The organism is Bacillus sp. ISL-75 (genome assembly GCF_018613095.1).
In genome coordinates, this window is sequence record NZ_JAGGQX010000010.1 from 109,697 (window position 1) to 119,039 (window position 9,343).

The window sequence follows — 9,343 nt, forward strand, 5'->3', positions numbered from 1 at the left end:
AAAGGCCTAGAGTTGATCTTAGGCCTTTTGTAATGAGAAATGTGGATAAAATTCATATGAAATGTGGATAGATAAAGATCGATTGTGGGTAAATCTGTTGGTTTTGTGGATAATACTGTGGAATATGTGGATAAATCCCCTGATTTGTAATTTCTTTATGGGAAAGAAAAAGTTACCCACATAATCTGTGTATAAATGGTTGAAATCTGTTGATATCTTCTTATATGGTGTGGATATAGAGGTAATTAATGTTGATAACCTTGTTAATATCCTCTCCTCAATCGATTAGTTTTTTTAGGTTTTAGATCAGATACTGCAATCCAGCCATCTTCCACCGTGTTAAAGATAGGTTCATATTCATCGCCCCACCGCAGTAAGGCGTCGCGTACTGTCCACTCGGTGATCTTTCTGTATATTTCCATCTGATTGGTTTGATTTTTGCTATGACGACGATGGTTTAACAACAGCACATCTACCCAATGGAAGTGATAATCTTCAATGAGACGAAAAAGAACCCTTATGTCTTCCGCATAGCGGCCTTCATAGGGGTCATCAACCGGCCAGCCGCCTATGCTCTTTAAGGCAGACGTTCGGTAAAACCTCGGCCAGACGGAACAGTTGGCGAGGAGAAAATCATAACGGTCCTGAAAGGAACGCCCTTTTTTTACTTTCGTTTTCCCCGGAACGCCACGGTGACGCTGCCTCTTTTCTTGCCTTTTCAAAATCTGTTTATTGAAACTCCTTATTAAATGACTATCAATGATCGTATCTTCAAAAACAAGATTAATATTGCCGCTAATAACGGCTGTGGTGTCAGGCACCGTCAATGTCTCCTTCATTAAAACTTCTAATGTATGAGGGAAAAACCAGTCATCGGCATCGAGTTGGATGACAAACGGTGTTTCGACTAGTTTAAGTCCGGTATTTAGGCTTTTCGACTGGCCTTGATTGACCAAATGACTCACCATTTTAACCCGAGGATCTTTAAGGTAATCTACAATCATTTCATCCGTATGATCAGTAGAAGCATCATCAATTAAAATAAGCTGCCAGTCTTGATAGGTTTGAGCAAATACGCTAGCCAATGCTTCCCTAATATAGGCCCCTGGATTATAAAAGGGGATCAGGACGGTCACTTCACCTTTGTTCATCTGGATCCCCTGCTTTACTGGACGCTTCTTTTTCATAAAACAGCCTTGTCTCCTTTAGGCCGCTAAACAAATCATAACGAGGCTTCCACCCCAACTGTTGTAATGCTTTTGCATTATTCAACTGACTGTAAAGGATATCACCATTACGAGCAGGAAGATAAATGGGGACACCCAAAGAAATTTCACCCAGTGCGGAAATTACTCCAAACAGTTGATTAATGCTCGTTTTTTGATTCAGTCCGATGTTGATGATTTCATTGTCTCCTTTACCAAGCGCAAGGAGATTGGCTGCAGCAACATCTTTCACAAACACAAAATCTCGTGTTTGTTCCCCGTTCCCGTATATCATCAATTGTTCGCCCTTTAAAGCCTTCTGTAGAAAAATAGCCACAACTCCGCCTTCTCCTTTGGGAGTTTGACGTGGACCGTATACATTGGCATAACGGAGGATGGTATAGGGAAGCGAATAAAATTGTGAATAGAGTTGAATGTATTTTTCCGGCGTTTGCTTGGAGATTCCATAATAGGAGATGGGTTCCGTCAGCGAAGTCTCATTAATACTGCAGTCGTCCGTTTCGCCATAGACTGCACAGGAAGAAGCGTAGACAATTTTTCGAACATTAAATTTCCGGCAGCATTCCAACAAACGAATCGTACCAAGAATATTCGTTTGCGCATCAAAAGCAGGATCCTGAATCGATTTGGCAACATCCACCTGAGCAGCTTGGTGAATCACATACTCTGGTTTTTCTTTTGAAAAAATACCCTCTAACTGCGGTGAGCATATATTTGCGACATAAAAGGTCGCCCTATTATTAACAAACTCTTTATTCCCCGTACTTAAATTATCAACCACAATCACTTCATGCCCCTCAGCGATCAGCAAATCAACAATATGGGAGCCAATAAATCCTGCTCCACCCGTTACTAAGACTCTCATGCTTGACCCTTCTCTAATTCTGTTTGGTACCAAGCAATGGTTTTCCTTAAGCCTTCATCGATATCAATCGAAGGATAGAAATGCAACAACTGGTTAGACTTTGTCAGATCTGGAATTCGATTAGGTGTGTCTTCATAGCCTTCACCATAGGCACTTTCATAGGGAATATGGACAATCGGAGAAGACGAATGGGTGAGTGTTTTGATTTTCTTAGCTAAGTCATTAATGGATAGAACTTGATCCTTGCCAATATTGAATACTTCATTATTAAATTGATGATCGATGCAACTCAAGGTGCCTGACACCATATCATCAATATAGGTAAAACATCTGGTTTGGCTGCCGTCTCCATAGACGGTGATCGGTTCGCCTTTCAAGGCGGCGGTAATAAACTTAGGGATGACTCCTCCATATTGAGTGGCTGTCGCGCGTGGACCGTAAGCATTGAAATAACGGACGACTGTTACCGGAAGTCCCTGCATACCATAGGCAAAGCAGAGATGTTCATCGAGGGCTTTGGCTGTCGCATAGCACCAGCGATGGGTGGTGGTAGGACCCAATACCCTGTTTGAATGTTCAGCGAAAGGCAGTTGATCATTTTTGCCATAGACCTCGGAGGTGGATGAAAAAATCACCTTGATCTTTCTTGGAAAGGCGAGTTCGAGGACGTTCCGGGTTCCATCTATGTTTCCTTCGATGACCATTAATGGATTTTCAACTGTATTCTTAACGCCTAGCACCGCAGCTAGATGAAAGACCAGATCGCATTGGTCGATTAGGCTTTCAAGCAATGTTCGATTAAGCACGGAACCATTCACAAAGGTATGATTCGGATGATGGATCACTTCGTTTAAAAAAGCTTGTTTCCCTGATGATAAATCATCCAAGGTAATTACCGTATGGTTCAACTCAATCAGCCGTTTAACAATATGCGAACCTACAAACCCTGCCCCGCCTGTGACTAGTATCTTCATTGAAAACCTCCTCCCATTCGAATGAACTTGGCGTTACCAGACAATCCTTCCGTCATATTTCTTGTGTCATAAACAAGCTTTGCGTGATCGGCTATTTTTTGAAGGGGAACATCCGTGTGATCTGTTAATAACAGCACACAGTCTGCTTTGCTTAATTGTTCCTCTGTTAATTCGACACTCTGCATTTTCATGCCGTTCACTGTGATTTCTGGGATAAACGGGTCATGGTAATCGACGCGGAACCTCTCGCCCATCAACCTTTCAATGATAGGGAAGATCGAAGATTCCCTGGCATCATTAATATTTTTTTTATAGGCGGCGCCGTAAATGAGGATGTATGCATTTTTTTCAGGAAAGAGCTTCATAATTTGGTCCACAATATAGTTGATGATATTTTGATTTAATTGATGGGATAGTTCAATAAATTGGCTATTTGTCCCGTTTTGCTGTGCAACCCACTGTAAATAGAGCGGATCAACGGGGATGCAATGTCCCCCAATCCCTGGTCCAGGATAAAAGGCTGTAAACCCATATGGCTTTGTATTGGCAGCATCAATCACTTCCCAAACATCTAGGTGCAATTTATCACAAAGAATGGCCATTTCATTGATAAAGGAAATATTGATAAAACGAAACGTATTTTCAAGCAGCTTCGTTAGTTCAGCTGCTTCGGGCGAAGAAACCGCCACCACCTGTTGGTAAATTTGACTATATAATTGATAGATTTGCTCTTTACAACATGATGAGATGCCGCTGATGACCTTTGGAACCGCTTCGACCGTAAAATGTTTGTTTCCCGGGTCAATTCGTTCCGGTGAATATGCAAGGAAAAAGTCTACTCCTGTTTTTAATCCGCTTTTTTCTAGGATGGGCAGCAGTTCATTTCTTGTTGTCCCTGGGTAGGTGGAGCTTTCGAGAATCACCAATTGTCCTTGCTTTAATTGTGGAACAAGTGAATTTCCCACTTTAATCAAATAGCTTAGGTCTGGGGAATGGGAGGACGTTAAAGGTGTGGGTACACAAATAATAATTACATCAACCCTATTGGCAGACTGATAGCTGGCATCGGCAGTAAATTTCCCTGACGTGATTGCCTGCTTGATTTCATCATTACTAATATCCGGTATATATGAAGTATGCTGTTTTAAACTATTCACTTTTCGCTGGTCGACATCAATTCCAATGACATCGAATCCCTTCTTGGCAAATAAAAGGGCAAGCGGTAAACCAACATATCCTAATCCAATTACCCCGATTTTTTTAAAAGAGGAATCAGCTGGTATCGTTATTTCTGACATGTTTTCCGTCCCTCACTCATAATCATTTTTTAAGCATGTTCACTTATCCTATGCGGACGAGTCCTAGGACGGTATGGGCAAATATACAGATATAAAAAAATAGACTCTCTTTTTTAAAAAAATAAGTCCCGTAAGAACTTGTGGCTTAGGGAGGAGGGAATGGTCTTGATATCCATCATTGCTTGTACCAATCGAGAGAAGTTTGTCAGCAATATCCTTACTAATTTTCAAAAACAAACCCTACACGAGAAGGAACTTATTTTAGTTCTTAATTCGGCTAAGATGAATTTCAAGCAAATTAAGCGGGAATTGGAAGAAGCTAAATTATACAGTCAGTTATTGCAATTTCCAGACGAGATGAGTTTAGGGGAGTGTTTAAATAAGGGAGCTGAGCTGGCCAAGTTTGAATATCTTGGGAAAATGGACGATGACGACTATTACGGGGACAGTTATCTGTCAGAAGCGTTTGAAGCGCTCACGCAAACGAAGGCAGAGCTAGTTGGAAAAAGCAGCTTCTATATTTATTTTAAGAAGAAACAAGAGCTGCGATTATATAATCCACATCATGAAAATAGCTGGATCATTAATAATGGTCAAAATCTTTATAAATCCTCCCATTTTTTAAGTGGAGCGACACTGATTTTTAAAAAAGATCTTTTGGAAAAAGTAACATTCCCACACGTGAATCAAGGCGAGGACAGTGGATTTCAGCGACGATGCTTTGAGAACCACGTCAAAATGTATTCTTTATCAAAAGACCATTATGTATATGTACGCTCGGGACTACCGCATCATCATACCTCCGATGCAACGGACCGGATGTTAAGAGGACGCAGCAAATTGGTCACCCGCACGGCTTCGATTGAGACATTTCTCAATACTTGATAAAAAAGAAGGCAGGATTTCCTGCCTTCCAATCATTTATATATTAACCTGGCAGCACGACTGAGAAGCTTTCAATATCTTCGCACCGGATCACCGTTAATGTGCTTCCAAGCGGTGGAGAGACCGAACCTGGCACAATGATTCTGACGCAGCAACGTCTAGTAACACGTTGCAGTACTCCAGTAATGACATCTCCAGCCTTTGTATTAATCGTCACAGTTTGACCGCGAAATCTCCTTAGAATGCGGCACAAACAATCATTAAAGCAGTTGTCCCTATCTTCACGACACCCCATTATTGCATCCCCTTTCAAAAAACCCTCAAATTAATATATTCAGTGGGACTAGTTTGGAGCGGGCAGGTACCTGTGCTTTTCAATTATTTTAAAAACATGTTTATCTGATTCTTAAAAAAAGGACAAATACCTTAACACCTTTTAAAAAACGGGAATAGGATGGTATATGACAAGCGATGTAAATGGAGTGGTGAAATGCGTAAATTGAAAATACTGTATTCAACGAACGACACGAGTAAAAAGGCCATCCGCTATGGGGAGTTCTTTAAACAGGAAGTAATGAAGCAACATGATGTTGAGGTACTTTGTATAGAAGAAGAGACGAATATAAAAGATGTGATCAATAAACTGAATTTCACTCCAGATTTTATCTTTTTTGATGACGTGATATGGAATAAGCCTTTGCATGGTCTAAAATATGTCAATATCCCTAAAGGTATTTTGTTTTGGGATATTTATAGAGACCATGACAAGGTTCGACGTTTTGTCTATGAAAACGATATCGATTTAATATTTTCATTTTATAGAGATGCATTTAACACTTATTTTCCTGAATTACATTATAAATTTCGCTGGCTTCCGAATCATGTAAATATAGAGGAGTTTAAAGATTATCAATTGGACAAAGAAATAGACTTTTTACTTATGGGAGATGTAGATGAAGATACGTATCCACTAAGGAATAAGATAGCAAAGGAGATGAAGGGATACCCAGGCTTTGTTCACCATCAACACCCGGGATATCAAAATTTCGATAAGGAAGAAGAGTCCAAGAATTTAGTTGGAAAATACTTCGCCATGGAAATTAACAAGGCAAAAATGTTTTTTACGGATGATTCCCAATTTAAGTTCCCGATAGCCAAATATTTTGAGGTCCCAGCCTGCAAAACATTACTGCTTGCAAGTGGCTCGAAAGAACTGGAGGATTTAGGTTTTATCGATGGGGAAACATTTGTTGAAATTAATGAGGATAATTTCCTTGAAAAGGCCCAGTATTATTTTGAGCATGAGGAAGAAAGAAAGGCGATTACAGAACGCGGCTATCGAATGGTAAGGGAAAAACATACCACTAGCAAAAGAGCGAAGCAGTTTATTTCTTATATTAATAAATATTTAAAAGAAATTGACTGGAAAAATAAGAAGATTAGTTTGAGAACTCAGATGCTTACAAGCGGTGAAGTAATGGATAAATTGTTATTTGCGTTAAAAAATAAAATTCCTTATGCGGTTATTTCCGTCGGGGCAACAGAAACTTATGTCATGGCACAATATCATATTTTATCTGAAAAGGAATTCATGAATCATCCAGAAGCCGAGGTCGCTCGTGATAAAGTGAAACGGGGTCATGACCACCGAGGAATCCTTTTCCCAAATACAGAGGCAAGAGACCTGGCGATAGATGCCGTAAAGGTTTGTGATATTGTGGGCTATAATACGATTTTTTGGGAAAATGATGTAGGTGAATTTACAGAACAAGTCTTTGATACGTACGATATCTGGAGGAAATATTGTTTTGAAGCTTACATTCGAAGAGTAATAATGATATCGCAAAAGGAAAAGTTCGAGAAAATGTTAGAAGGAAGAAAAATATTAATTGTTTGCGGGTATGCAGATGAAGTGAAGGATACACTTAATGCAAATTTAAAAGAAAAGCTAAACTTTGAAGTAGTTGGAACAGTAAAAGTTAATCAATTTGAAGATATACCAAGAGCGAAGGCAGAAATCGCTGCTTATGATTTTGATTTAGCTTTATTGGCGGCAGGAACAAACGCAATTATATTAGCTGGTTTCATTAAAGAGATGCTTGGAAAGGTAGCATTTGATATAGGAAATGGAATGGAGAATCTAGCCAGAGGTTATCTTTTTGATGAATATGATTTTCTAGAGAAATACGTAGGTCTAGATAGACTGATGGAAATGTAGATGATAGAAGGAGGTTGATCCTTAATGAATAGGGTCAACCTTTTTCAACCATTTAGTGGAAAGGAGGCGGGAACTATGACGTATTCGTATGGCAAATGGAAAAAGTATCAGTTGATGAAGGGAGAAGAAAACCTGATTTGGTACTTACCTGAAACAATGGTTTTTTCAGTCGAGAGCTTTTGGGCGCTGTTAGAAAAATTTGGAACGGTTGTAATGAAGCCAAACGAGGGGTCACAAGGGTACGGCGTGGTTCAAATTTCTAAGCTTGAAGAGGGAAACTACGAGATTCATTCTTATAACCGGAAAAGGATGGTTGATCGAAACAAACTAGAAGAGTTCTTAGCGAGAGAGAAGTATGCGAGAAAACTCTATATTGTTCAAGAAAAGATTCCTTTGGCCAGAATTAACCATTGTCCATTTGATATCCGTGTCATGGTCCAGCGCAAACGAGGAGAAGAGGAATGGCATGTTACAGGAAAGGCGGTTAAAGTGGCGGATGAGGGCTTCTTCATTACAAATGTCGCGAAAGAAATTCTTATGCTGAATCAAGCATTGGAGCGTTCGCACATCGAGAATATCAACCTTGAGGCAATCAATACAGAAATCGACAACTTATCAATGGGGACGGCAGCGAAATTAGGAACCTATTATCAAAACTCACGAATGATCGGCTTAGACATCGGAATTACCGGCAAGGGGCAACTCTATATCATCGAAGCCAACCTCAAACCAAGCATCGGCCTCTTCAAAAAAATCCTCGATAAACAAATGCTTCGTAATATCAGGGATTTCCGCAAATAGGAAAAGCGTTAACTAATAAATACACTTTTCCTATCTAAATACATAACATTTCATTATTTTTGATTCTGAAAAACCAACTGAAGACCTAAGCCAATATAGATAGAGCCAACAACCTTCCCTTGCCAGCGCGCAAGCCGGCTGTTCTTGTTTGCGAAAAGTCTCTCACCAATGGTGCTAGTTAGGAAGGCAAGCAGGGTGGTGTACAATATGCTCATTAACACAAACGTGAGTCCAAGAATCAGTAGTTGAATGACAACAGGGGTCCCATTGTTATGAACGAACTGTGGTAAGAAGGCTAAGAAAAAAAGAGCCGTTTTGGGATTAAGCAATTCTATTAACAAGGCCTGTCGAAACGATGTGGCTGTGTTGTTCTTTTTTACGGTCGGAGCATTCTGTTTTTTTGCTTTTTCAAGGAGTGACTTAATCCCTAAAAAGATTAAATAGGCAGCACCAAGATATTTCACGATTTCAAAGGCGAGAGCCGAGGTCATAAGAATGGCTGAAAGTCCGAGCACGGCTGCAATCGTATGGATTAAATCACCGACTGCAATCCCGATGCCGGTGATGATGCCCGTTTTCCTCCCGCCTTGAGCGGTTTGAGAAATGGTAAGTAAAACAGCTGGACCTGGAATGAGAAACAATACGATAACTACTATAATAAATGAAAGCAATTTTCTGCGCCCCCTTCTATAAAAAATGGATAACTAATTTTATCATAATATTAAAAAAATTAACCAACGCATAAGACCGGAAAGATAAATAACTTTAAGTGAGGAAAAGTTTTAGTTGTTTTATTTTGTTGTAGGTGTTAAGATATAAAAGTTGTCAGCGAGATGATGAATATTTTATAAAACTTATTGACAACGTGATTGGGTAATGATAAGATATAAAAGTTGTCTTCGAAACTATTAATCTTTTCTTAAAAAATAGTAAATTAGTTGTTGACAACGAATACGAGAAAATGGTATGATGTAAAAGTTGTTCCAATGAATTGTTCTTTGAAAACTAAACAAACAAAATCGTGCAAACAAACAAAATTCTTAGTTTCAATTATGAAACTAAGCCAACGTAACAAA

Annotated in this window: 9 protein-coding genes; 3 read left to right on the plus strand and 6 right to left on the minus strand. The window is 39.5% G+C overall.

Features of this window, described 5'->3' with window-relative positions:
* Positions 1-263 precede the first annotated feature (263 nt).
* From J7E63_RS04560 to J7E63_RS04575, 4 genes are read right to left on the minus strand one after another with little or no spacing between them, the layout of a single operon-like run.
* The gene (locus J7E63_RS04560; RefSeq protein WP_215010438.1) at positions 264-1,187 is read right to left on the minus strand and encodes a glycosyltransferase family 2 protein; all 924 of its coding nucleotides are present in this window, start codon (positions 1,185-1,187) and stop codon (positions 264-266) included.
* The gene (locus J7E63_RS04565) at positions 1,138-2,091 is read right to left on the minus strand and encodes an NAD-dependent epimerase/dehydratase family protein (RefSeq protein ID WP_215010439.1); all 954 of its coding nucleotides are present in this window, start codon (positions 2,089-2,091) and stop codon (positions 1,138-1,140) included. Before J7E63_RS04565 ends, J7E63_RS04560 begins: the two co-directional genes overlap by 50 nt.
* Positions 2,088-3,065 (minus strand): NAD-dependent epimerase/dehydratase family protein, encoded by a 978-nt coding sequence (locus tag J7E63_RS04570; RefSeq protein ID WP_215010440.1) that lies wholly within the window; start codon positions 3,063-3,065, stop codon positions 2,088-2,090. Before J7E63_RS04570 ends, J7E63_RS04565 begins: the two co-directional genes overlap by 4 nt.
* Positions 3,062-4,363 (minus strand): nucleotide sugar dehydrogenase, encoded by a 1,302-nt coding sequence (locus J7E63_RS04575; RefSeq protein WP_215010441.1) that lies wholly within the window; start codon positions 4,361-4,363, stop codon positions 3,062-3,064. The genes J7E63_RS04570 and J7E63_RS04575 overlap by 4 nt, the downstream gene beginning before the upstream one ends.
* Positions 4,364-4,522: 159 nt before the next feature.
* Between J7E63_RS04575 and J7E63_RS04580 the strand changes: the two genes are divergently transcribed.
* On the plus strand, positions 4,523-5,248 hold the full coding sequence (locus J7E63_RS04580; protein WP_215010442.1) for a glycosyltransferase family A protein: 726 nt from the start codon (positions 4,523-4,525) through the stop codon (positions 5,246-5,248).
* Between the two features lie 43 nt (positions 5,249-5,291).
* Here J7E63_RS04580 and J7E63_RS04585 read toward each other — a convergent pair whose 3' ends face one another.
* Positions 5,292-5,543, minus strand: coding sequence for a hypothetical protein (locus J7E63_RS04585; RefSeq protein ID WP_215010443.1), 252 nt, complete (start codon positions 5,541-5,543; stop codon positions 5,292-5,294).
* A gap of 195 nt (positions 5,544-5,738) precedes the next feature.
* Between J7E63_RS04585 and J7E63_RS04590 the strand changes: the two genes are divergently transcribed.
* Positions 5,739-7,466 (plus strand): glycosyltransferase, encoded by a 1,728-nt coding sequence (locus J7E63_RS04590; protein WP_215010444.1) that lies wholly within the window; start codon positions 5,739-5,741, stop codon positions 7,464-7,466.
* A 75-nt stretch (positions 7,467-7,541) separates the two neighbouring features.
* The gene (locus tag J7E63_RS04595) at positions 7,542-8,267 is read left to right on the plus strand and encodes a YheC/YheD family protein (RefSeq protein WP_215010445.1); all 726 of its coding nucleotides are present in this window, start codon (positions 7,542-7,544) and stop codon (positions 8,265-8,267) included.
* A gap of 53 nt (positions 8,268-8,320) precedes the next feature.
* Here J7E63_RS04595 and J7E63_RS04600 read toward each other — a convergent pair whose 3' ends face one another.
* Positions 8,321-8,938 (minus strand): LysE family translocator, encoded by a 618-nt coding sequence (locus J7E63_RS04600; RefSeq protein WP_215010446.1) that lies wholly within the window; start codon positions 8,936-8,938, stop codon positions 8,321-8,323.
* Positions 8,939-9,343 lie beyond the last annotated feature (405 nt).